This is a genomic window from Roseovarius albus, assembly GCF_900172335.1.
GTDB classification, from domain to species: Bacteria; Pseudomonadota; Alphaproteobacteria; order Rhodobacterales; family Rhodobacteraceae; genus Roseovarius; species Roseovarius albus.
In genome coordinates this window covers 1-21,793 of sequence record NZ_FWFX01000016.1, presented here as the reverse complement: position 1 = coordinate 21,793, position 21,793 = coordinate 1, and the positions used below count along the sequence as shown (strand labels likewise).

Here is a 21,793-nt window from a genome sequence, read left to right as displayed (position 1 = left end):
GTATCGACAGATTGGGGGTAACGAAGCGATCTTTAGAACATGCTTGCAGCGTGGAATCCCTGCGCCGCTGTCAATCGTCTGACCTCATACGGAGTCCACTCATGACCCACAAAGCCCAACGTCCCACCCTTTCACAGTTTCATATGCCGCGCCGGTCCTTTCTGGCAGGAAGTAGCGCGTTGGTCGCTTTGTCCACCACAACAGCCGGGCGCGCGTTCGCCGACAGTCAGGCCGCGCCCCCTGCTCTTGGGGCACGAGATCCTAAATCACTGGTTGTTCTGGTTGATGCAGCCGTTGAAAATCTTGATCCTGCGACCAACATCGAATGGGCCTATGGTCTGCGTCCTATTTACGAAACCCTGACAGTTCTGGATGGTACCGATACCCTGACGGTCAAGCCTGCACTAGCAACCGCTTGGGAAGCGAATGAGGACGCCTCAAGCTGGACGTTTACTCTTGCTGAAGGCGCGCTATTTCATGACGGCACAATATGCGATGCCGAAGCCATCAAAAAAGCAGTGACACGTATGGTTCTACACCCTGCTGGTCTTGCCGGAACTTGGCAGCTTGAGGACCCAGAGACGCAAATTGTTGTGTTGGATACCCATACCATCCGCTTTGATCTGGGCGAACCTCGGCCATTCTTTGATCGGCAGGTCAGCTCACAATACGGTTTCTGGATTGCCAGCCCCACTGCTGCAGAGGCCAACTCCAAAGGCGACGATGATCTGGGTTCAGAGTATCTGCAATCCAACCCCGTCGGCACCGGACCTTTCACGTTAGAAAGCCTTAACCCTGGTCAAGAGGCGATCTTCGCAGCTGATCCCGGATATCGGGGAGGTTGGGAACATGATCATTTTGATCGTGTGATCACCAAAACAATTCCAGTCTCGGCGACACGCCGGCAACTATTGGAAACCGGCGAAGCAGATATGAGTCTTGCTCTGGAGCCGGAAGATATGCTGGCGCTGCGTGACGACCCACGTTTCACCCTGTCCGACACACCAACCTTCACGGTGCAATATGTTGCCTTTGCCACAGATGGCATCCTTGCCGATCCCAGAGCACGGCAGGCAATATGTCACGCCTTTGATCATGATGCCTACATCGAGGAAGTCATTCTTGGCACGGGAGATAAACCCACTTCGGTCTTCCCTTCGCTCATGCAAGGAATGGATGACAAAAGCCGCCTGCTACCCTTTGATCTCGACCGTGCCCGTGCGTTGCTCGCTGAGGCCGGAATTCCTGAAGGCACTGAGCTAACAATGGCTTATTACGCGGGCTTTGGCGATATCGAGGGCCAGCTGTTGCAAGCATGGTTGTCAGAAATTGGCATTAATCTCCAACTTCAGGAGCTATCGTTCTCGGCCTATCTTGATGTCTTCTTTGGTGAAGGAACAGCTGAAGAGCGTCCCGACCTTTTCTACTTCTCCTGGTGGCCTAATGTGGATCATCCCTATAGTTTTGCATGGGGGCTGTTTAGCGGAGACGCGGCAACCTATGATGGCAACACAGGTCGCTATGCCAATGAAGAAGCGACCGCGTTGATCGATGCGATGCGCAATCAGGAACTGACCGATGAGATGGCCGCCAAATTCCAGCGCCTAGCTGGTATTCTGACAACAGAAGATCCGGCATGGTTACCAATCATGCAAGAACGCGCGCAATTTGTATCACGCAATGACATCGCAGGGATTGAAAACAACCCGATCTATGTGGCCACGCTGGATATGTATAATTTGTCCCGTAAAGACTGATTGGAAAGACAATGCTTCGTTTCATTCTCAGACGGGCAGTGGCCACAACTTTTCTGCTCATCGGAGTGATCCTGATGACCTTCGCGCTCGCCCGGCTTTTGCCGGGCGATCCAGCGCGTTTGATCGCTGGCGCACGGGCAAATGCCGAGGCGGTCGCCGCTGTTCGGGAACGTTTGGGGCTGGATGATCCAATCACAACCCAGTTTGTAACGTATGTGGGCAATGTGCTTGAGGGTGATTTTGGACGTTCTGTCATAACGCGCCGCCCAATTTCCGAGGACATCCTCACATTCTTTCCAGCAACCCTAGAGTTGGTGATCGTTGCTGCCTTTATCTCACTTGTGCTTGGGGTATTCCTAGGGGCGCTCGCGGCAGTCCGCAGCGGGAAGCCCACGGATATTGGTGTACGTGGCGTTGCTGTAACCGGGCTTTCGGTTCCGGATTTCTGGCTCGCTCTAGTGTTTCAACTGGTTTTCTTTGCCACGTTAGGTCTGCTCCCGTTTGGTGGTCGACTGGGAACAGGTGTAGCCCCACCAGAGTTTGTGACGGGTTTCATGACCATCGATAGCCTTATAGCAGGCCGTTTTGATCTATTGATCGATGCACTCAAACACATGATCCTGCCTGTGACCGTTCTGGCAATTCCTTCGATGGCGATCACGATCCGTGTCGTTCGAACCTCAATGCTGGAAGTATTGAATCAGGATTTCATCAGAACCGCTCGTTCCAAGGGGATCTCACCTGCCCGGGTGTACCGACATCATGCACTACGAAACGCGCTGTTGCCGATTGTGACCATCTTTGGCCTGAATACCGGCCTGTTGATTTCAGGGGCTGTCTTTATCGAACTGATATACGATTGGCCGGGTCTTGGGCGGTATACCGCAAATGCTATTTCGGCCTCTGATTACAATGCCATCATGGCGATCACGCTGGTGGTTGCGATTGCGTACACGCTGATCAATTTTCTAGTTGATCTGAGCTATTCCTTCATTGATCCGCGAGTAAATTTATCATGACCATGCTAAGCACATCTCCGAAAACGGGTTCTTTCGAACAAGGGCGGATCAAAAGCACTTTGGGATGGGGTTGGGGTTTCGCAACCTCATCAGGTCAAGCCATGTTGGCCGTTTCAATTGTGCTATTCGTCATTGTCACCGCCATGTTGGCTTTTGGCGCCTATGCGACTGACACCTATCTGACCAGCTTTGACCCCCTGAAAATGAACATCCGCACCCGGCTTGAAGCGCCAAGCGCAGAACACTGGATGGGGACTGACAAGATCGGCCGCGATGTGTTGGCGCGCGTGATCGCAGGGTCGTGGATATCGTTGTCTGTTTCCTTCGCTGTTTTGCTCGTCGCGGCAATCATAGGGACTTCTGTCGGCCTTATTGCTGGCTATGTAGGTGGGATCACTGATGAAATTCTGATGCGCATCACAGATCTCTTCTTGGCCTTTCCTGCACTGATTCTTGCGGCCGCCATCGCGACCAGCTTCGGTGGCGGCATGGTTTCCACCACTGTCGCACTCGCAGCGGTGTTTTGGCCTTGGTACACCCGGCTGATCCGCAGCCGTGTGCTATCACTCAAGCAGCAGGATTTTATTGCCGCCAGCCGGTGCCTGGGTGCCTCCCATACCAGACTTATCTTTTCGTCTTTACTGCCAATGGTCTGGCCACTGGTCATTGTACAAGCAACCACGGATGTGGGCTTCGTCATTCTTGCGGCTTCGGGTTTGTCGTTTCTTGGCCTTGGCGCGCAACCACCTACACCGGAGTGGGGAGCAATGATCTTTGACAGCCTGACTCATCAACCAGCGTCGTGGTGGTTGGCGGTGTTCCCCGGGGGTGCAATAGCCACCGTGGCTATCGGTTTCAACCTGCTTGGAGATTCCTTGCGCGACCATCTTGATCCGTCTCTCGGCGCGTCCGAAGCGGGCGTCTGAACGAAAGGTTAACACATGAACAGACGATATTTCCTTGCCGGGGCCACCGCCGCCGGCGTTTCAACCGCTTTGCCGTCCAGCGCCGCAAAATCAATCGATTACACCCAAACGGGCGCCCAGGTGATCGGCGGTTCAGCTGGGCAAGATGGTTATATGTTTCCGGCAGAATGGGCACGGCATGAGCAAACGCTGATGCAATTTCCGTCCCCGCAAAACTGGCCCCGTCGGCAGTTAAAGGCGGCGCGGAAGGAATGGGCCAATGTTGCTAATCTCGTGGCCGAATATGAACCCGTCACCATGGCGGTCAGGCCACAAGATCATGCAGCGGCGCAAGCCATGCTTAGCAACCAAATTAAACTGATCGAAATGCCTCTGAATGACGCGTGGTCGCGCGATAGCGGTCCAATGATTGTTCAAAACCGTGCAGGCGACCGCCGGATTGCTGGGTTTACCTTCAATGGCTGGGGAAACAAGTTCCCACCTTACAGTGCAGACCAGCTAGCAAAAGGCCGCTTTGCGGCGCACCTAGATATGCCAATGTATCAAAGTGACCTGGTCCTTGAAGGGGGCGCCGTAGCCTTTGATGGTCAGGGCACCATTCTAACGACCGAAGAATGCCTTTTGCACAAAAACCGCAATCCAGGCTGGACCAAGGCGCAAGTCGAGGCCGAATTAAAAACACAACTCGGTGCTGACAAAGTGATCTGGCTACCAAAAGGGCTGACCCCAGACCCGATCACCGATGGACATGTCGACGGGATTGCTGCCTTTGCGGCGCCGGGAGTGGTTTTGCTTCACACAATCCATGAAGCCGGTGATCCAAATACAGCCATCACAGCCGCAGCGAAACGCGTGCTGGAAAACACGACAGATGCGCGGGGGCGTCGCTTTGAGATCATCGAAATACCTTTAACAAGCTTCGATGTGGTGCACATGAATTTTTACATCTGCAACGGCGCGGTTGTTGTCCCTATCTCTGGAAAGCCATCAGAAGACAATACGCCGCTTGCGATCATTCGAGAGGCCTTTCCACGTCACAAGGTCCACGGGGTTTCCGGTCGAATGATTGGTGGCGGTGGTGGTGGCGTGCATTGCATCACACAGCAAATACCTGCTGTCTAAAAGTCCTAATCAAAGAAAAAGTGGGGGCCGCTAAACGGCCCCTAAAGTTGGGGGAGATTGGCTTTGGTTTTGGATTTGACGAAAGGTGTGAGCTCAGCCACCTGATCGTACAGACGCCTCGTTGTCGTGTTGAAAACCTGAGTATGCCAATCCAACGGCTACGCCGCCTTGTTCGGCAATCAGCCCTTGGTGTTCAGTTGTTTCGGTTAACAAAAGGCGCGCAAAGTTGTCCTCAAATGCAGAATCTGGAAGCGCTGTTTTATCAGACGCCAGAGACTCTGACCACAAACGTTCCCAATTGAGCTTATCTTTGAGTTGAATCGAGCGGATCACGACTTGGCGGTGATTTCATGAGCCATCATACCTATGTCTTTCCATCAAGTGTTTGCAAGGTGCCATAAGCATCAGGACGCCGATCCCTGAAAATACCCCATGAACCGCGAAAAGCAGCAGCTTCATCAAGATCTACAGTGGCTGTGACGATCGTTTCCGAAACCCGGTCTGCATCAGCAAGAATTTCCCCGGTGTAACCTGTGATGAAGGATGTGCCGTAGAACAGACCTTCAGTCTGGCCTTGCTTTTCCCGTCCTACGCGGTTCGAGGCGACAAGCGGTATCATATTGGCAGCAGCGTGCCCCTGCATTGTACGTCGCCAATGGCCCGCGCTATCAAGGTCGGGATTTTTTGGCTCTGTCCCGATTGCGGTCGGGAACATCAAAATCTCGGCTCCTTTTAAAGCCAGGCTACGCGCGGTTTCGGGAAACCACTGGTCCCAGCACACCCCACATCCAAGGCGGCCAAACTGTGTTTCTACAACCTGAAATCCGCTGTCGCCTGGATTAAAGTAAAACTTCTCTTCATATCCTGGAGCCTGGGGAATATGGGTCTTTCTGTAATTGGTCAGAATCGTACCATCCGCATCCGCGATAGACAGAGAATTATATCGCGCCAGACCGCTTTGCTCAAAATAAGAGATCGGCAGCACGACACCCAATTCATTGGCAAGGGCCGAAAAGTGACTGACCGCGCGATTTTCATCTTGCTGTGTCGCCATACTCAACAAACCAATATCCTGTTCCAAACAGAAATATGGTGTCTCGAACAATTCTTGCAGCAAAATAACCTGTGCACCTTGTGCCGCCGCCTGCCGAACAAGGCCCTCGGCTTTTTCAATGTTCTCATCAAGGTCCCAGCTACAAGACATCTGCGTTGCCGCAAGGGTCACATTTCGCATTTTGATTTACCTTTGTGCCACAAATTCGGTGATGCTTTCGTTCACTGTATTGATGATTTGGTCGCACTGCTCTTTGGAAATGATCAGTGGTGGTGAAAGTACAAGACAGTCGCCAACTGGACGTATGATCACGCCGCGCTCAATACATTTTTGAAAGATCGTGCCCGCGGCCTTTTCGCTCATATCGATTGGCGTCTTTGTTTTCTTGTCTGCTACCAGATCAATGCCCATCATCAATTGGCTGCCACGTACATCGCCAACAATCGGCTGGTTCAGAAGCGATTTGGCGCTGTCCTGAAAATAGGTTCCAACCTCCTTGACGTTGCCAAGAATGTTTTCACGTTCCAGGATCTCGATGTTCTTCAGGGCTGCGGCGCAGGCGACGGGATGCCCAAAGTAGGTCAATCCCATCGACAGCACCCCACCAACGCATTGAGGTTTTGAAATGACGTCGTAAATCTCGGTCGAAATCAGCGTCGCCCCCAGAGGGATGTAGCCAGAAGAAATGCCTTTGGCGCAGACCAGGATATCTGGCTGATAGCCATAGATAGCCTCTGACGCGAACCACTCGCCCAACCGGCCAAAGGCAGTCACAACCTCATCCGCAATGTAGAGCATGTCGTATTTTTTACAGATCTCCCACATGCGTTTGTGATATCCGTCTGGCGCGACGAGAACTCCGCCTGCCCCCATTATCGGCTCTGCGATAAACGCCGCGACATTGTCAGGGCCTAACTGCTGAATTCGCGCCTCGAATTCGCGCACAAGATAATCGCAATAGTCGCCGTCGCTCCACCCTTCGGGCTTGTCATAAAGATTAGCAGCTGAAACGTGCGTGATGAAATCCTCTCCGATCCGATCAAAACCCGTTTTGGTGCCGTGGATCCCAGTCAGAGACGCTGCAACATAGGTTGCCCCGTGATAGCCGTTTTGCCGCGAAATAATCTTTTTCTTGCGGTGTTGGCCCTTCATATCAAAGTAGTAATGCACCAACCGGATCGCCGCATCATTAGCCGTTGAGCCGCCGCAGGTGTAAAAGACGTGGTTTAAATCGCCCGGAGCCAATTCAGCCAGTTTCGCACCAAGAGTGGCAGCTGGAATGTTGGAGCTGTGCCCAAACGGATTGTAGTATTGCATGTTCATCACCTGTTCGGCGATGGTTTCAGCCATTTCTTTACGGCCGTGGCCAATGTTGACGCACCACAGTCCTGCTATTCCATCCAGCAGTTTGTTGCCATCTGTGTCAGTGACATACATGCCTTCTGCGCGCTCAATGATCTGGCTGCCCTCATTGGAGAAGGTAGAGAAATCCGTATAGGGATGGATCACATGCGCACGGTCATTTTCCCAAGCGTTGCTTTTATCAAAGGCAGTCATTCAGTCACTCCATCAATCCGGATCTCGGCAGGTCCACGTTAATCATGAGAACAGTTTACGCGATCTGCAGACAAACCGGAGTCCCCCTCAGGGGGTATCGACGCAGTCGAAAGTAACAGTGACTTGGTGTCAAATCTCCCAGTAGGGACTCAAATCCAACGCTGTTAACGTTTCCCACATGGCAGCGCGGTCTCACACAGTCCGCTGGAGTAAGAACCCAGAAGGTCCTGCAAGGCGGGATGAAACTCTGATTGCTCAAAAGTTTCGCAGATATAGTCACGATGCGGTTCCAGCAAACCTACTAGGGGTGAAGTCCAGTTCACATTCAAGCTGATGGTTTGCTCAGCAGTGTAGAGAACATATTCGACATAATGTTCATAAGCAGCATAGGCTTCAGAGGAGTGGGTGGCGCAATGATCAAACACCGCCAGTTCGGGTTTATTCAGCGTCACCTCCAATAGGCCTCGATAATATTCGCGAGCTGATTGCGCATTCTGCTGGGCTGCTGCGGCATCGATCTGCAATTTTACGCCAACAATTGCAATGATCGTTGCTGCTGCCATGATCATCGCCGCCGCTGCCTCAATGGCTTCAGAGTTTCTCTTTATCCAGTCCCACATTGAAATCTCCAGCGACCTCTTTTATCTTCTCCGGCGTTTTTCAAGAGTATTAGCATTACCTCGCCACCAGCCGAATCCGCTGACTTTAATGGCATCGCAATTTTTGAAAATCAACTAATCGCAGTGCTCCGCCTATCTTCGATCAACTGATTCAAAAAGACACGAATTGATTGACCAATCCCCCAATACGTGCCGCCTGTTCGTGCGCGGCTTGTCGCTCCGCAGCTTTTGGCAAACGCAACGGCTTCTTCGCGCGGTTACGCTGCGGCCAGATTCTTGGCCCAATTACTGCATTCATCGCGATGGCCCCTGCTTAAGTAGACATCGTCAGACCGGATGTAAGCCGAAATACCTGACAGGACGAACAGACCCGTCAGGGCAACAGAAACCATACCCGACCCGAAGCCACAGGGTAGAATCGGATCAGTAGCTGTTTTCGAACCGAGACATCGAAACATATACCGATTTGAGTTGGCTATAGTGTTCGATGGCAGCACGTGCGTTTTCACGTCCAATTCCGGATTGACCAACACCGCCGAAAGGCATTTCTACCGGTGTGAGATTATAAGCGTTTATCCAGCAAGTCCCTGCCTTGAGTTGCGATACGACACGGTGACCGCGCGCGAGGTCACTTGTGAAAACGCCAGCCGCAAGGCCGAATTCAGTGCTGTTCGCGCGGGCGATCACTTCCTCTTCGGTCTGGAACTCAAGCACCGACATCACCGGCCCGAAAATTTCCTCACGGGCAATTGTCATTTCATCCGTCACATCTGCAAATACCACAGGGCTGACCCATGTTGCGCCTTCGGGTAACGGCAAGGCCGGTGTTATGCGAGTGGCACCCTCTTGTTCCGCTTTAGCAATATAACTTTGTACCTTCTCCGCCTGCGCTTCACTGACCAGCGGGCCGATCTGGGTATCATCCATCATTGGATCGCCAATCTTGATCTTAGCGGTACGCTCAGCAAGACGGGCCAGAAAGGTTTCTTTGATATTCGCATGGACAAAGACGCGCGTGGCATTCGAGCAGATCTGGCCGGTCGAATAGAAGTTGCCGAGTATTGCACCCGAAACAGCACTGTCGATATCCGCATCATCGAAGATGATCAGTGGGGATTTCCCACCCAGCTCCATGGTGATGTGCTTCATCTGCCCTGCAGCAGCCGCGGCCACTGCGCGTCCGGTGGGGACCGAACCTGTCAATGACACCTTGGCAATACCGGGGTGTTCTGTCAGCGCGGCGCCGGTTTCACGCATGCCTTGCACGACATTGAACAAGCCTGCGGGGGCACCTGCCTCGGTCAGGATCTCAGCCAGTTTAAGAGCCGTCAGCGGAGTCAGCTCAGACGGCTTGAATATCATCGCATTACCGCATGCGAGTGCTGGCGCGGCCTTCCAGCATGCGATCTGAATTGGATAGTTCCATGCCCCGATACCAAGGCATACGCCAAGAGGTTCGCGCTGCGTGTAGGCCCAGTCACCCCCCAGCGGAATATGATCGGCTGTCAAGGTGGCTGCATGACAGCCGAAGTATTCTAGACAATCTGCACCGCTGGCAGCGTCAGCCTCACGGGTTTCAGAAATGGGTTTGCCGGTATTCAGAGTTTCTAAGACAGAAAGCTCTTCGTTGCGCTCTCGAATAAGGTCCGCAACTCTGCGCAGAACGCGCCCTCGTTCAGCAGGAGGCGTAGCAGCCCAGATGGCCTGCGCGTCGCGCGCGCAGGCCACGGCCCGTTCAACAATTTGCGGGGAGGCATTGTACAAACGGGCGATCACATCCCCTGTTGCCGGGTTGAGACAATCGAAAGAAACGCCAGAAGCATCTTCCAAGTAGCCCCCACCAACGTAATGAGAGGCTTCGGGCTGGTAAGAAAGTTGCAACATACTGGCGTTCCTTGATATCAGATGTGAACGTATAGATCGCTGCCATCGACAGAGACGTCGAAGCGGCGTGTTTTGACAGAAGAGTCGACGAGGAACTCACCCGAACGGATGTCGAATTCCCAGCCATGCCATGCACAGCGGACAATTTCGCCTGCACGATCATAGACAAATTCGGTTGAATCCGTCTGTTTTGTGGTGCCGCAAACCGGCCCTTCACACAGCGCCGCGCCTTTGTGAGGGCAGATGTTCAGCAGTGCGTGAAAGCCATCTTTCAGTTTGAAGACACCGATTGGCATGTTGGAAACGGTCACGATTTTGGCCGCTTCTTCTGGAATCTCATCTACCTTGCAGGCAAAATGCTTGGTGGTCATTTCAAGTTCTCCTTATTCAGCAGCCTGAACTACCGCGCGCGGCAGACGTGTGTAGACATCCAGTGCGTTGAGACCGAAGATCTTCTCGCGCCATGCGGGTGGTACGTGCAATTTGTTCACGTCGTCGTAATCCCAGTGCGGATAGTCCGAAGCGAACATCAGGGTGTTTTCGCCATCCATGGCTTCCAGCGTGGCCCAAAGGTGCTGGATATTGTCTGGCTGCTCGAGCGGTTGAGTGGACAGGCGGATGTGATCCCTGAAGTATTCGGATGGCAAGCGCTTGAGCCATGGTGTCTCTTTGCGCAGGGCTTTGTAGTTTGCGTCAAGACGCCACAACAGTGATGGTACCCATGCGATGCCGCATTCAATGATCACAACCTTCAAAGATGGCCATTTTTCGAACACGCCGTGTGCGATCAAGCTGGCCATGTGCGTCATGGCGGTTTGTGGCAGGATCGCGTGTGTTTCCCAGAAGAAGGTCGAAGGACCGGCGCCAACTGGGTTCGCGTTGATGCCGCCCTGGCCGCCCAGGTGCATCGCGAATGGCAGGCCCATTTCGGCGCAAGCTTCGTAAATCGGGTGGTAGAATGGGTCACCGTAAGGACGTGACGCACCGTGGCTGACCAGTACTTGAACAACGCGCGGGTGGCCACCCAAGCGGCGAATTTCGGCTGCGGCCAAGTGGGGATCTTGCGGCGCCACTACGATGGAGCCCCAGAAGCGATCATCTTTGGGAAGCCAGTAGTCGATCATGTAGTCGTTGTAGGCTTTGCACAGTGCATTTGCGTAGTAAGCATTAGCCAAAGTCGATGCTTCGATCGGCTCGTCACCAGTCAGGATCGCAACATCGATATTGTACTTATCGAGATGCTTTTCCTTCATGATGGTGTAGTTATCGTCTTCCTCGATTGGGTTGACGTCATGGCGGGCAAACCCCTCAGGGTGGAACCAGGGACGGTGTGCATGCGGGAACGCTCCGCGGGGGCCAGTACGCTCACCGCGGACGAACATATCCTTGAAAAGTCCGTCCATATACGGCTCTAGAACCGTAGCGCTGCACCAGTAGTTGTGGCAGTCGCAATCGACAATAAACATGCGATTCTCCTATTATTGCTTGTCCGAAATCAGACGGGCTGTGGATAGTGGTGACTGAAATTAATAAGTGTTTAGCCGATTCCAATAAATACGATTGTTGTTGTGTTATTGATCGAGTATATCGATTGATATGAACCGTCAGCTGCTCCATACCTACATGGATGTTCTGGAAACCCGGAACTTCAATCGTACTTCAGAAAGACTGAATATCACCCAATCCACAGTCAGCGCGCGCATAAGGCAGTTGGAAGAGGAGTTAGGTACTCGATTGTTCGAGCGCGGGCGTGGAGGGGCTGAACCGACTGCAGCCGGGCGCAGGTTTGAAACCCATTGCAGGTCATTGTTGGCGGCGTGGAGTTTGGCCAAACGGGATGTGTCAATCGGTGGAGGGCAAACTCGGCCACGGTTGAGGATTTCAGTCCAGTTCAGTCTCGCGCAATCCATTCTTGTGGACTGGGCGAAACAGATTAGAGCCCAAGTGCCGAGATTGGATCTATATCTAGAGTCAAATTTCGCACAACAAATTCAGAGAGATATCCTAACTGGAGAAACGGATATCGGAATTGTATTTGCATCTCAGCACTATCCAGATGTGCATGTTGCCGAGTTTGGTTCCGAATACTATGTTATGCTGTCAACTGATTGCGATAACCTTTTGGAGGTTAATTGGCTCCGATACATCAAGGTTGCCTACACGCCTTACTTTGATCGACAACATGACGAGATTTTTCCAAACTTGGCACGTGTCCAGACAGTAGTGGGGAGCGATAATATAGCGGTCCGCTTTTTGAAGACGGATGGAGGTACAGCCTTTTTTCCGGGTCTTGCTGTGCCTGCACTGTTAGAAACGGTTCCCGGGTTGAAACGTGTTCAGGGCGCGCCGGTGATACCTCAGCCGCTCTATTCGATAGTGCATAGCCGCAAACGCAATGACCCACTTGTAACGCAAGCGGTCTCACTCATTCGAAAGTTGATTCAAGATCATACAATCGATAAATTCGATTAAAGATACCGCTTACGTGGTATTTTAACATTTGATTCCGCTGTTACACTTGCCTGAACTACAGTCGAGGAAGCCAGCACCATGCTCATCGCAACCGAAAGCCCATTTTCGCTAAGCTCAGCGAATACCCAGCCCTGCTATGCGGGTGGGCCGGCCACACTGATCTGCAAGGCAGTGATCGAAGAAACGCACGACTGTAAAACTCTTGTATTCGAAGATTCACAAAGTCGCAGTTTTGATTTCAAACCTGGTCAGTATGTAACTTTCAGCTTTCTGATCGATGGCAAAAGCCATGTGCGCGCTTATTCCATCTCTTCAACGCCAACCCGGCCGCATAATATCCAAGTGACGGTCAAGCGCGTTCCAGACGGGTTGGTATCCAACTATCTCAACGATGAAGTCCGCCCGGGTATGGAAATTGAGATCGCTGATATCTCTGGCAGTTTTAACTGGCTGGATATTCCGTGCGAGAAGCCGTTGCTGTTGTCCGGAGGGTCCGGAGTCACGCCGGTGATGTCGATGCTGCAGTACATCACTGATGTCACTTTGGCCAAAGATGTGGTGTTCGTACATTTCGCGCGCTCTTACCAAGACATCATATTCCGCGAGCAGCTCGAGTTCCTCAGCAAGCGTTTCCAGAATGTGACAGTGCACTTGGTCGTGGATTCAGCAGAGGGCTCAGCCCCAAACATCGAGACCGGTCAAATATCATCCGAGCTGCTACAGCGATTGGTTCCTGATCACGCTGAGCGTAGCATCTTTATGTGTGGGCCTGAGGGTTTCATGAAAGCCGCACGCTCTGTTGCGGAAGAGATTCCATTTGCCGCAATTCATGAAGAGAGTTTTGGCGAGAAAATTATCATCGAAGAAACCGAAGGCACCGGTGGCGAAGTGTTCTTTTCGATGAGCGGAAAAAGCGGCAACTGTTTAGAGGGTGAAACACTGTTGGAGGCCGCATTGAATGCCGGTGTTTGGATCGATTCAGCCTGCCAACAAGGTGTTTGTGGCAATTGCAAAGTCTTGCTGACCCAAGGCCAAGTGGAAATGCAAGACATGGGTGGATTGCAGCCTGGAGAAGTTGAGGCCGGATATGTGTTGGCATGTTGCAGCTGGCCTAAAGGCGCCGTTGCGCTGGATGCATGATGAAAGAAAGAGAGAGGTTGGTCTGAAGATCCCTCTCAACACTAGAACAAGGATATGCGCCTGAAGCTCGAAACGAGAACTATAAATATAAGATATTTGCCAAGCTAACCGGTGATGAACACGTATGGTTGGCATGAGTTAAACAACTTATCGATTTGTGAAGAATAGCAAACCAAAAATTGAAACTATCAGTACAGGCGCATTGGCCTAAGTGTGTGATGAACTGGTGAGGAAGGGGCGAGAAATCAGAGTGATCTGAAACAAAAGATAGGGAGAGGAGACATGAATATGAGACCAACGAACACTGAAGTGCCTAAGGCACAACAGGCAAAGTCGTCTCCGCCATATGACTTCCAGTTTGTACTTGCACCAGGTTATTCAATGCTGTCGCTCGTGACAGCGCTGGAAACACTACAGAATGCGAATCTTTGTGCTGGCCGGCAGATTTACTCTTGGTCCTTATATTCGGTGTCTAACAATCCTGACTCCTCCCTCAGCGACTTACAGTTTCCCTGCTCTCCTCTGGCAAAATGCATTGAACCGAATGACATCGTGATTGTCGGCGGCGCATCAGTTTCATGTCTGAGTAACAAAACACTGAATGTTTGGCTCTCTCGCTATGCGCGCGGAGATGTTCGGGTCACCGGTTTGATGACCGGCTCTATTGTGATGGCTGAAACGGGTCTTATCAATGATGTCCCGGTTACCTTGCATTGGCAGTATCGAGACATGTTTGCGGAAATTTATACCGATGCTGAACTCAGCAGCCGACCCTATTTGTCAGCGGCCAACCGCTGTTCCAGTTCCGGCGGGGTTTCTGCGATAGATTTGTTTTTAGATTTTATCCAGCAAACTCACGGAGAAAAATTTTCAGCCAATGTTGCAGAGAGCATGAATTATGTAACGATTAGGCAAAATCACCAGATCGCAACTGCGGAAGCTTCGGCACGTCAGCGCATTGGAAACCCTCACATTCGCGTAGCACTGAAGATTATGGAGGAGAATCTGGAGCATCCTGTATCTCCCAAAGAAATCGCGCGAGAATCTGGTGTTTCGGTCCGGCAGGTTGAGCGTCTATTTAGTCGGTATTTGGGCAAGTCACCTAGCGCTTACTATATGCAGCTTCGTTTACGACGAGCGTATTTTCTTTTGACCCAAAGCGAATTAAGTATTGCGGACATCAGTTTGGCATGCGGTTTCAATAACCTGAGTCACTTTTCCAAGTGTTTCAGAAATGAGTTCGGCCATTCCCCTAAAAATGCTCTGGAAGAGCGGGTTTCACCGCGTTAACCCTGAGCCAGACCAGACGGTGTACCTTGCATTCACTCCATAATATGGAAGATATACAAGGTTAAAGTCGGATCGCCTCGAGTTTCATCCGCCCTCTATCCCATCAAAAAGCCCCGGATTGAACTCTTCCCAGAATGTCGCAATCTCGGCAGCGTTCACGGGTGACATCCAGCCGAAGCGCTCAAAATCTGCTCGCGCAACATTGTCCTCTATCCGGCTTAAGAACAGGCGCTTGTCAGCATCGCGTTGTGTGGGGCTGCGGCCCTGTACGGCCTGTTGCACCCGGCCCAAACGCTGGGCCTTAGCGCTTTGAGGTGCTGGCGCATCCCCCTGCCCTACTGCACCATAATCCTCTTTCAGGGCTGCACTCAGATAGCCAACCATGCTTTCGACGTTCTGGCGCTTACTGACATAGTCCAGCTTCGCTTCAATTGCCTCTTCCCCGTGGGTCTGCAGCCATTGCCGGGCCAACCGGTCACTGACACCAAGGCCGCGCAGCTTGCTGTAGATCGCCCCGTGACGATGCCCTTCCCCGTCATCCAGATCCAGAATGGCCAGTTGCGGGTTTTCCTTGATCTTGAACCTGATGTCCGTCACCGCCCTGCCCCGTTTGCGCGTCTCGGGTTCCAACAAGATATTGCTGGTCTTGTTGACCTCAGCCACTGCCGGCTTAATGATCTTGGCGTTCAGGTGCTTATAACTCTCATAATAGCTCGACCCATCCACCCCCATCAAACGGCGAAACAGCTCCAGCGACCACCAACCCGAACTGCCCGTGCGCACAAAGCGATAGCAATTTTCATACAGCGCCAGCGCGTGACCGCTGGTGAACCGACGTTGGATATTCAAATTGATCAGTGCAAACACTTTTGGATCATGCAGCTTGTCTGCCAAAGCCGGGGAATAGGCATACTCACAGACACCGTCCTTCAGCTTGGCATAGCTCAACAGGCTCGACACCCCCCATTCCTGCCGCCCCTTTTCGTCCAACATATCCCATTCGGCCACGGTTTCTGCCAGACCGCGCAAGGATTGCTTCAGGGTTTGAAAATCATTCGAGTTATAGCCGATCATCATGCACAACGTCCGCGCATCTATTTGGTGTCGCGCCTGACTGGCAAGCGTATCATACGCATTGAGCAGCAGCACATTCGAAAGCTTGCGCTGTAGTAACGTTAACTTCCCAGAGACATGAATTGCAGCGACGTGTTTTTTAACTGCGTCTCGCCGCAAAGAGCCCGTCAGCTTGTCACGCTGAATATCCGCCATTGCCTTGCCTCATTATTTTTTGCGAAGTATGCCCTTATAGGAACCCGCAGTCAATTACTTCTCAGGTTCCTATAATACTGTAAAATCCATCCTGTAAACGGGTCCTTTACAGGTAAGAACCCACTCTTCACACTCAGTTAAGGTACCCAAATACGGTGCTAGGGTGAACCAAAGATTGAGCCAGCGCGCACGAAATGGCATAAATAGGCTCTAACCGGAGTCTGGGACCCTTAATCCTGCGAATCGGCACCTCTTACCCTGCTTAAAGGTGCCTTTGGTCCTGCAAACGGATACCATTGGTCCTGCAGACGGGTCCCGAAAGTGTGCTAGTCAATTGATTTTAAATACGTAAATTGCAACAAAGATTCTAAATATCTAAAAGACTCTACAACTTTGTTGATGCCTTTTTATGTAAAATAATATTGGTTTCGCCGCGAAACTGACACGAGGGATTCCTTTTCGCAGAAACATGTGCGATAGTTCCACCAAAATCGCGTTACATATCGCACATCGTTAAGGAAGCAGGATGACAGCAGGCAAAGATCACCTTCCCCCGTATTTTAGCATCGACCCAAAACAAGCCGCCGAGCGTCTCACAGATCCTATCGACACCGCCCGATTCGCGAAAGCCGCCGCTTTTGCTGGCCGTGGGCGCGAGGATCTGGCCAAACGCGGCTATGCCCCGGATGGACAAAAACGCCTACGCCGGTTCTCAACCTGGGAGATCTGCCGCTACTTGATCCCCGTCGCTCCTGCCCATTTCCGGCGGGTGTTGAAAAAGCACCCTGCCCTCCCCCAAGGTCATGGTGAGGGTAATTCCAAGTGGTTCACGCTTGAAGAGGTTCTCACCCTGCGGCAGCATTTCGCCAGCGAAGGCGCTGCTGATCGCGAATATCAACCTTGGCGTCCCGAAGGGCTTCCGGCAAAAACAATTGCCATTGCGAATTTCAAAGGCGGCGTTGGCAAAACCTCGACTTGCGCTCATCTCGCCATGTCAGCGGCCCTCGATGGCTACAAGGTGCTGGTCGTTGACCTTGATAGCCAGGGATCTCTGACCTCGATCATGGGCGGTGATGTCCCCGATGAATGGTCCACCGCCTTTCCATTGATGGCCAAAGATTACGCTCAGGCGGTGCAGGCCGAAAATTCGGTCCGTGCGGCTGCCGGCCGCCCTGCCCTGCCCTTTGATGAAACCTTGACCGAGTCGCTCAACACCAATGCGCGCGATATCATTCAATCAACCCATTGGCCCAACATTGACCTGCTGGGTGCTCAGCTCAACCTCTACTGGGCCGAATTTCAGATCCCGGTCTGGCGCATGGGGTTGCGCAGCTGGTCACTGTGGGATGCGTTGAACAACGCCCTTACTAACGAACGCATCGTAGACGACTACGACATTATCCTGATCGATACTCCCCCTGCCCTCGGGTACCTCACGATTAATGCGCTTTCCGCCGCTGACATCCTGCTGGTGCCGCTTGGGGCCTCGTTTTTGGAGTTTGATTCAACAGGCCGGTTTTTCGACATGCTCTATTCCACATTTGCCAGCATTGAAGACGGTGAAAACGCCGCCCGCCGCCGTGATGGATTGCCCGAATTCCGTTTCGAATGGGATGCTGTACGCGCATTGATCACTCGCTTTGACGCCAATCAGCAAACTGATCTGGCGAATGTCATTCAGGCCTATTTTGGAGACTTTATGACCACCTATCGGCAAGAGGTCACTGCGATGGTCGGGCAAGCTGGTGAACAAGTGAATGGCATTTATGAGGCGGATTACCGCGAGTTCAATCGAGATACATACGTGCGGGGGCGTGAAACTTTTGATCGGACCTGGGCCGAGGTCAAAGAGATCATTCTCGGCACCTGGTATCGCGACCTACAAGAGGCGCAGCAAGACGCCCAAGAGCAAGAGCAGAAGGATTTGACACATGGCCAAGCGTAGAAAGCTAACAGCACCAAGCGCCGAAGACCTGACCAAAATCGAAGACGAGTTTCGCCGCGAAACCTCGGGCCGCGGGATGCTCGGGGTCGGGGGCACCGTTCCACCCATCGCGCAGGTGGCTGCTGAAACCGCAGCAATGACGGAAACCGTCCCATCTGAGCAACGCGCTGAAAACGCCCGTAACGCGGCGCAGGCGCAGGAACTGGAACAGGCACAGGCCGATGGCCGCTTGATGACAGACTTGCCGCTCTCTGAGATCGATGCCGACGCAATGATCCGCGACCGCATTGATCTGGACGAGGCCGAGCTGATGGAGCTGCGCCTGTCGATCGCCGCCAATGGTCTGCGCCTACCGGTCGAGGTGTTTGAACTGAAAGAACCCACCGCCAAAGGCGCGCGCTATGCGCTGGTCTCAGGCTATCGCCGTTATCGCGCGGTACAGGCACTGTTGGAACTGACCGCAGATGCAAAATACAAATCCATCCGCGCCATCATCAAGCCACGCGCCGATGCCGATGCGGCCTTTGTTGCCATGGTCGAAGAAAACGAGGTGCGCTCGGAACTCAGCCATTTTGAACGTGGGCGCATCGCGGTGATTTCAGCCCAGCAGGGGGCCTTTGTGAATGTTGAAGATGCAGTCAACAAAATGTTTGCGACGGCCTCCAAGGCGAAGCGATCGAAGGTGCGTTCCTTTGCCCTGATTTTTGAAGAGCTGGGGGATATGCTAAGCTATCCCGAACAATTGACGGAAAAGCGCGGTTTGCGTTTGGCACAAGCGCTGCGCGGCGGATCCGAGCGGTTGCTGCGCGAAGCCCTGGCCAATCACACGCCGGGCAATGGCGAGGAAGAATGGGCCATGATCGAGCCGGTGCTTGAGGGCGCAGAAGTGACCCCACGCGACACGAGCCGGGGCGGGCGACCAAAGGCATCGGGTGCGCCCAAGGTCGGTTGGCAGGGTGCGGAAACGCTCCATACGTCCAGCGGTGTGACCATCCGCAAAGTGCAGGATTCCAAAGGCTACGTTCTGCGGTTCGAAGGGACCGGTTTGGATGCGGATCTGATGGAGTCCCTGATGGTTGAAATTCAGGCGTTGCTGGAGAAACCCTGACGAAACGTCAAAGGTTTCGCCGCGAAACCCAAGCGCTATGATCTGAAAACAATGAGAAAAAGCCAATTTCTTGCCTCAACACCCAATCTTGTATATATAAAGGTGTATACAAAGGAGTGTCTCTATGATTGAGACCAAGATTCGCAAAGTTGGAAATTCGGCGGTCATGACGTTGACCACGGAAATGTTGACGATGTTGGACGTCAAAGAAGGCGACACATTGTTCGTGGTCCGTGGCGATGACGGGTCGATCAAGATCACACCGCAGGACCCAACAGTGGCCGAAGCCTTGGCCGCAGCAGAAATCGTCATGGATGAAAACCGCGACCTGCTTGAGGCGCTTGCGTGACAGGCCCTGTTTGGGTTCCATTGCGCGCCATCGTCACCGTCCATGATCGACAGATATCTCGCCACGGCGGCGGCTCTGGCCTGCGTGATATGGCCCTGCTGGAAATGGGTTGCGCCCGGGCGTTGAACCTTGCCAATTATAATGAACAGTCAACCCTGTATGAGATTGCAGCCGCCTACGCCTTTGGGATTGCCAAGGCGCATGCCTTTGTCGATGGAAATAAACGGACAGCCTTTGTGACAGCGGTGACCTTTCTGCGTCTCAATGGCCTGTCATTCCGCCCCTATCCGGTGGAAGGCGTGCGGATGATGGAAATGCTGGCGTCCAGTGATGCTTCTGAGTCGCAGTTTGCCACATGGTTGGAGCAGGGGAGCAGGCCGTTAGGGGAAGTCTGAATACCATTCAGAATGATCACCTGCATGATTGACCATGCCGGGCTTTGTCAGGCAGCCTCTGGGCGCGAGGAAACTGTCGATCCGACGCTTGGGGGCCTCATTCCAAAGGATGTTGAAGGCGCAAAGCTTGGGATAGAACTCCAGATGGGCATAGGGCAGGTGATCATGGATCCACCACGCAAGCGCACGCCAATCGGCGCCTTTGGCATAGCGATCGGCGAACCATGGGACGACAACGCAGGCTGCGGCACCCTTGTGGCCGTCCTGATCCAACATGTCCCAGATGTGGTATCCAGCGTTGTACCTGACACTTGCGCCGTGTTTGCGGGCATTGCCGAAGGCAGTCACCTTTGCCGAGCGATAGCCTGATCGGATTGCAAGCCTGCCGAACTTGGCTTGCAGGGGTTCCAGAAGGTCCTCGCACAACCGGGTTCCGGTCTCAATCGCAAGGTCTGGGTCTTCGGGAATGTTAGGGAGGCCGTAGAAATTCGCGATCTCCGACATCAGAAAATCCCGAAGATAAAAGGTCTGGCTCAGACGCACGCGCCCCAGTTCTTCAAGACCTTTCATCGATTTGGGGGAGCGCATCGCCTACAGCCCCGCGGCTTTGGTGAGATTGACCCGGAACCGGTCGCGATTGCGCTGATAGCGGCGGGTCATCTCGGCCGTGGCATGGCCAAGGTGCTTTTGCACATAGCGCTCATCCACCTGCGCCGAGGAGGCGAGGCCCGCGCGCAAGGAGTGGCCGGAGAAGAGCTTGAGGCGGTCCTTTTCGGGCAAGTCCGCGCGGATCCCGGCCTTCAGTACGCAGGATTTGATCAGTCGGGCGACGTGTTTGTCATTCAGGCGGCTTTCCAACGCGCGTTTGCCGTCACGCGCCGTGCGGGTGAACACAGGGCCAAAGTCGATTTTGGCGAAGTGCAGCCATTGCTCCAATGCATGCACTGGACAGCTTTGGTCCGAGGAGCCGCGGCCAATCTCGACCTCGCGCCAGCCGGTCTTGGCGTTGAGGGTGAGCAGGGCGCCTACCTCCTGAATGTCGATCCAGCCACCACTGTCCATTGTATCGTCTTTGCCGACATCGAGACTCACGATCTCGGAGCGCCTCAGACCACCGGCATAGCCAACGAGCAGGATCGCCCGATCCCGTAGCCCGCGCAGATCAAACCCCAGCGTGGCCACCATCGCCAGAATGTCCTCGGGCGTGATGGCTTCTTTCTGCACCGGCGGCCGCGCATGCTTGCGCTTGATCCCGGCCAGCACGGCGGCGATGTGACGGTTCCGGCGATCCAACGTCAGGCCTCGCTGCGCATAGTTCCAGCTAAGCCCGGAGAGGCGGCGGTCTATGGTGCTCACGGAAAGGGCAGGGGCCTTTCCTGCAGGCGCCGCCAGATCGGTCAGATAGAGCCCGATCATTTCGGGTGAGGGAGGCAGGGGCTCGGTTCCTTTGCGACGGCACCAGCGCGCGAAATGCTTCCAGTCGGCGACGTAGGCCTTGTTGGTGTTGTCAGAAGTTGATGCTTTGGCGTAATCGCGCGCGTTCTCAACCAGCCGGTCAAGAGTGCCGGAACCCGCGACTTCGGCGGGTAGGGCGATCGCGTCACCGTCCGCAGGTTCTCTCTCGTCGCGCTCGTCATTGTTCATCGCATCATTGGACGTTGAGCGCGATTTCTCAGCCTTAGGGGGCTTATTTTGGTGCTGTTTATTGCTGGCTTCCGACATGTCGCTGAGCATATCTTTTTACGTCCGATAAGGCAACCTTATTGGACATAGTTTCATTCTGTAAAGAGCGGCGGTTAATGCAGTATATTGTGGCATAAAACGCCGCTATGGGTTAGTGTGGTAGTATGACATATGTGCCCGCGAACCTGCACGACGCCCTTGAG

At 53.3% G+C, this 21,793-nt stretch carries 20 protein-coding genes; 11 read left to right on the top strand and 9 right to left on the bottom strand.

What is annotated here, in order from left to right; all coding sequences use genetic code 11:
- Positions 1-101 precede the first annotated feature (101 nt).
- The 4 genes from ROA7450_RS18465 to ROA7450_RS18450 are packed head-to-tail and all read left to right on the top strand — an operon-like array spanning position 102 to position 4,824.
- The gene (locus tag ROA7450_RS18465; RefSeq protein WP_085807439.1) at positions 102-1,757 is read left to right on the top strand and encodes an ABC transporter substrate-binding protein; all 1,656 of its coding nucleotides are present in this window, start codon (positions 102-104) and stop codon (positions 1,755-1,757) included.
- An 11-nt stretch (positions 1,758-1,768) separates the two neighbouring features.
- Complete coding sequence (locus ROA7450_RS18460; protein WP_085807438.1) at positions 1,769-2,776, top strand: ABC transporter permease; 1,008 nt, start codon at positions 1,769-1,771, stop codon at positions 2,774-2,776.
- On the top strand, positions 2,773-3,702 hold the full coding sequence (locus ROA7450_RS18455; protein ID WP_200812984.1) for an ABC transporter permease: 930 nt from the start codon (positions 2,773-2,775) through the stop codon (positions 3,700-3,702). Before ROA7450_RS18460 ends, ROA7450_RS18455 begins: the two co-directional genes overlap by 4 nt.
- Before the next feature lie 15 nt (positions 3,703-3,717).
- Positions 3,718-4,824 carry an agmatine deiminase family protein gene (locus tag ROA7450_RS18450; RefSeq protein WP_085807437.1) on the top strand — a complete coding sequence of 369 codons (1,107 nt, stop codon included), beginning with the start codon at positions 3,718-3,720 and terminating at the stop codon, positions 4,822-4,824.
- A gap of 364 nt (positions 4,825-5,188) precedes the next feature.
- Here ROA7450_RS18450 and aguB read toward each other — a convergent pair whose 3' ends face one another.
- The 6 genes from aguB to ROA7450_RS18415 all read right to left on the bottom strand — a co-directional run bounded on the left by aguB (position 5,189) and on the right by ROA7450_RS18415 (position 11,405).
- The gene (gene aguB / locus ROA7450_RS18440) at positions 5,189-6,058 is read right to left on the bottom strand and encodes an N-carbamoylputrescine amidase (protein WP_085807435.1); all 870 of its coding nucleotides are present in this window, start codon (positions 6,056-6,058) and stop codon (positions 5,189-5,191) included.
- Positions 6,059-6,064: 6 nt separating this feature from the next.
- Positions 6,065-7,435 (bottom strand): aminotransferase, encoded by a 1,371-nt coding sequence (locus ROA7450_RS18435; protein ID WP_085807434.1) that lies wholly within the window; start codon positions 7,433-7,435, stop codon positions 6,065-6,067.
- 164 nt (positions 7,436-7,599) lie between these two features.
- Positions 7,600-8,055, bottom strand: coding sequence for a hypothetical protein (locus ROA7450_RS18430; protein WP_085807433.1), 456 nt, complete (start codon positions 8,053-8,055; stop codon positions 7,600-7,602).
- A 423-nt stretch (positions 8,056-8,478) separates the two neighbouring features.
- Positions 8,479-9,939: a betaine-aldehyde dehydrogenase gene (gene betB, locus ROA7450_RS18425; RefSeq protein WP_085807432.1), complete on the bottom strand. Its 1,461-nt coding sequence runs from the start codon at positions 9,937-9,939 to the stop codon at positions 8,479-8,481.
- Between the two features lie 17 nt (positions 9,940-9,956).
- A complete protein-coding gene (locus ROA7450_RS18420) occupies positions 9,957-10,310 on the bottom strand; it encodes a Rieske (2Fe-2S) protein (RefSeq protein ID WP_085807431.1) in 354 nt (117 codons plus the stop codon).
- A 12-nt stretch (positions 10,311-10,322) separates the two neighbouring features.
- On the bottom strand, positions 10,323-11,405 hold the full coding sequence (locus ROA7450_RS18415; protein WP_085807430.1) for an amidohydrolase family protein: 1,083 nt from the start codon (positions 11,403-11,405) through the stop codon (positions 10,323-10,325).
- Positions 11,406-11,535: 130 nt separating this feature from the next.
- Here ROA7450_RS18415 and ROA7450_RS18410 point away from each other — a divergent pair, with 130 nt between their 5' ends.
- The 3 genes from ROA7450_RS18410 (at position 11,536) to ROA7450_RS18400 (ending at position 14,841) form a co-directional block, all read left to right on the top strand.
- Positions 11,536-12,411, top strand: a complete 876-nt coding sequence (locus ROA7450_RS18410; RefSeq protein WP_085807429.1) for a LysR family transcriptional regulator — start codon at positions 11,536-11,538, stop codon at positions 12,409-12,411.
- Between the two features lie 78 nt (positions 12,412-12,489).
- Complete coding sequence (locus tag ROA7450_RS18405) at positions 12,490-13,551, top strand: FAD-binding oxidoreductase (RefSeq protein WP_085807428.1); 1,062 nt, start codon at positions 12,490-12,492, stop codon at positions 13,549-13,551.
- Between the two features lie 288 nt (positions 13,552-13,839).
- Entirely contained in the window at positions 13,840-14,841 is a 1,002-nt protein-coding gene (locus ROA7450_RS18400) for a GlxA family transcriptional regulator (RefSeq protein WP_234999590.1), read from the top strand.
- Positions 14,842-14,925: 84 nt separating this feature from the next.
- On the opposite strand, the gene ROA7450_RS18395 is transcribed toward ROA7450_RS18400, so the two are convergent.
- A complete protein-coding gene (locus tag ROA7450_RS18395) occupies positions 14,926-16,110 on the bottom strand; it encodes a replication initiation protein (RefSeq protein WP_085807426.1) in 1,185 nt (394 codons plus the stop codon).
- A 526-nt stretch (positions 16,111-16,636) separates the two neighbouring features.
- Here ROA7450_RS18395 and ROA7450_RS18390 point away from each other — a divergent pair.
- The 4 genes from ROA7450_RS18390 to ROA7450_RS18375 all read left to right on the top strand — a co-directional run bounded on the left by ROA7450_RS18390 (position 16,637) and on the right by ROA7450_RS18375 (position 19,907).
- Complete coding sequence (locus tag ROA7450_RS18390) at positions 16,637-18,055, top strand: AAA family ATPase (RefSeq protein ID WP_085807425.1); 1,419 nt, start codon at positions 16,637-16,639, stop codon at positions 18,053-18,055.
- Positions 18,042-19,163 carry a ParB/RepB/Spo0J family partition protein gene (locus ROA7450_RS18385; RefSeq protein WP_085807424.1) on the top strand — a complete coding sequence of 374 codons (1,122 nt, stop codon included), beginning with the start codon at positions 18,042-18,044 and terminating at the stop codon, positions 19,161-19,163. The genes ROA7450_RS18390 and ROA7450_RS18385 overlap by 14 nt, the downstream gene beginning before the upstream one ends.
- 124 nt (positions 19,164-19,287) lie before the next feature.
- Positions 19,288-19,512 (top strand): AbrB/MazE/SpoVT family DNA-binding domain-containing protein, encoded by a 225-nt coding sequence (locus tag ROA7450_RS18380; protein ID WP_085807423.1) that lies wholly within the window; start codon positions 19,288-19,290, stop codon positions 19,510-19,512.
- Positions 19,509-19,907 carry a type II toxin-antitoxin system death-on-curing family toxin gene (locus ROA7450_RS18375; RefSeq protein ID WP_085807422.1) on the top strand — a complete coding sequence of 133 codons (399 nt, stop codon included), beginning with the start codon at positions 19,509-19,511 and terminating at the stop codon, positions 19,905-19,907. The genes ROA7450_RS18380 and ROA7450_RS18375 overlap by 4 nt, the downstream gene beginning before the upstream one ends.
- Here the strand turns inward: ROA7450_RS18375 and ROA7450_RS18370 are convergent.
- Both ROA7450_RS18370 and ROA7450_RS18365 read right to left on the bottom strand, forming a co-directional pair.
- Positions 19,893-20,495, bottom strand: a complete 603-nt coding sequence (locus ROA7450_RS18370) for a hypothetical protein (RefSeq protein ID WP_085807421.1) — start codon at positions 20,493-20,495, stop codon at positions 19,893-19,895. The two genes, ROA7450_RS18375 and ROA7450_RS18370, sit on opposite strands and share 15 nt — an antisense overlap.
- Positions 20,496-20,498: 3 nt before the next feature.
- Complete coding sequence (locus tag ROA7450_RS18365; protein WP_370738220.1) at positions 20,499-21,551, bottom strand: tyrosine-type recombinase/integrase; 1,053 nt, start codon at positions 21,549-21,551, stop codon at positions 20,499-20,501.
- Positions 21,552-21,793 lie beyond the last annotated feature (242 nt).

Coding starts and splice junctions, on each gene's coding strand:
- ROA7450_RS18390 (WP_085807425.1), top strand. CDS start 16,637: ATGACAGCAGGCAAAGATCACCTTCCCCCGTATTTTAGCATCGACCCA.
- ROA7450_RS18420 (WP_085807431.1), bottom strand. CDS start 10,310: ATGACCACCAAGCATTTTGCCTGCAAGGTAGATGAGATTCCAGAAGAA.
- ROA7450_RS18455 (WP_200812984.1), top strand. CDS start 2,773: ATGACCATGCTAAGCACATCTCCGAAAACGGGTTCTTTCGAACAAGGG.
- ROA7450_RS18460 (WP_085807438.1), top strand. CDS start 1,769: ATGCTTCGTTTCATTCTCAGACGGGCAGTGGCCACAACTTTTCTGCTC.
- betB (WP_085807432.1), bottom strand. CDS start 9,939: ATGTTGCAACTTTCTTACCAGCCCGAAGCCTCTCATTACGTTGGTGGG.
- ROA7450_RS18465 (WP_085807439.1), top strand. CDS start 102: ATGACCCACAAAGCCCAACGTCCCACCCTTTCACAGTTTCATATGCCG.
- ROA7450_RS18395 (WP_085807426.1), bottom strand. CDS start 16,110: ATGGCGGATATTCAGCGTGACAAGCTGACGGGCTCTTTGCGGCGAGAC.
- ROA7450_RS18415 (WP_085807430.1), bottom strand. CDS start 11,405: ATGTTTATTGTCGATTGCGACTGCCACAACTACTGGTGCAGCGCTACG.
- ROA7450_RS18410 (WP_085807429.1), top strand. CDS start 11,536: ATGAACCGTCAGCTGCTCCATACCTACATGGATGTTCTGGAAACCCGG.
- ROA7450_RS18435 (WP_085807434.1), bottom strand. CDS start 7,435: ATGACTGCCTTTGATAAAAGCAACGCTTGGGAAAATGACCGTGCGCAT.
- aguB (WP_085807435.1), bottom strand. CDS start 6,058: ATGCGAAATGTGACCCTTGCGGCAACGCAGATGTCTTGTAGCTGGGAC.
- ROA7450_RS18405 (WP_085807428.1), top strand. CDS start 12,490: ATGCTCATCGCAACCGAAAGCCCATTTTCGCTAAGCTCAGCGAATACC.
- ROA7450_RS18370 (WP_085807421.1), bottom strand. CDS start 20,495: ATGCGCTCCCCCAAATCGATGAAAGGTCTTGAAGAACTGGGGCGCGTG.
- ROA7450_RS18430 (WP_085807433.1), bottom strand. CDS start 8,055: ATGTGGGACTGGATAAAGAGAAACTCTGAAGCCATTGAGGCAGCGGCG.
- ROA7450_RS18450 (WP_085807437.1), top strand. CDS start 3,718: ATGAACAGACGATATTTCCTTGCCGGGGCCACCGCCGCCGGCGTTTCA.
- ROA7450_RS18380 (WP_085807423.1), top strand. CDS start 19,288: ATGATTGAGACCAAGATTCGCAAAGTTGGAAATTCGGCGGTCATGACG.
- ROA7450_RS18385 (WP_085807424.1), top strand. CDS start 18,042: ATGGCCAAGCGTAGAAAGCTAACAGCACCAAGCGCCGAAGACCTGACC.
- ROA7450_RS18400 (WP_234999590.1), top strand. CDS start 13,840: ATGAGACCAACGAACACTGAAGTGCCTAAGGCACAACAGGCAAAGTCG.
- ROA7450_RS18365 (WP_370738220.1), bottom strand. CDS start 21,551: ATGAACAATGACGAGCGCGACGAGAGAGAACCTGCGGACGGTGACGCG.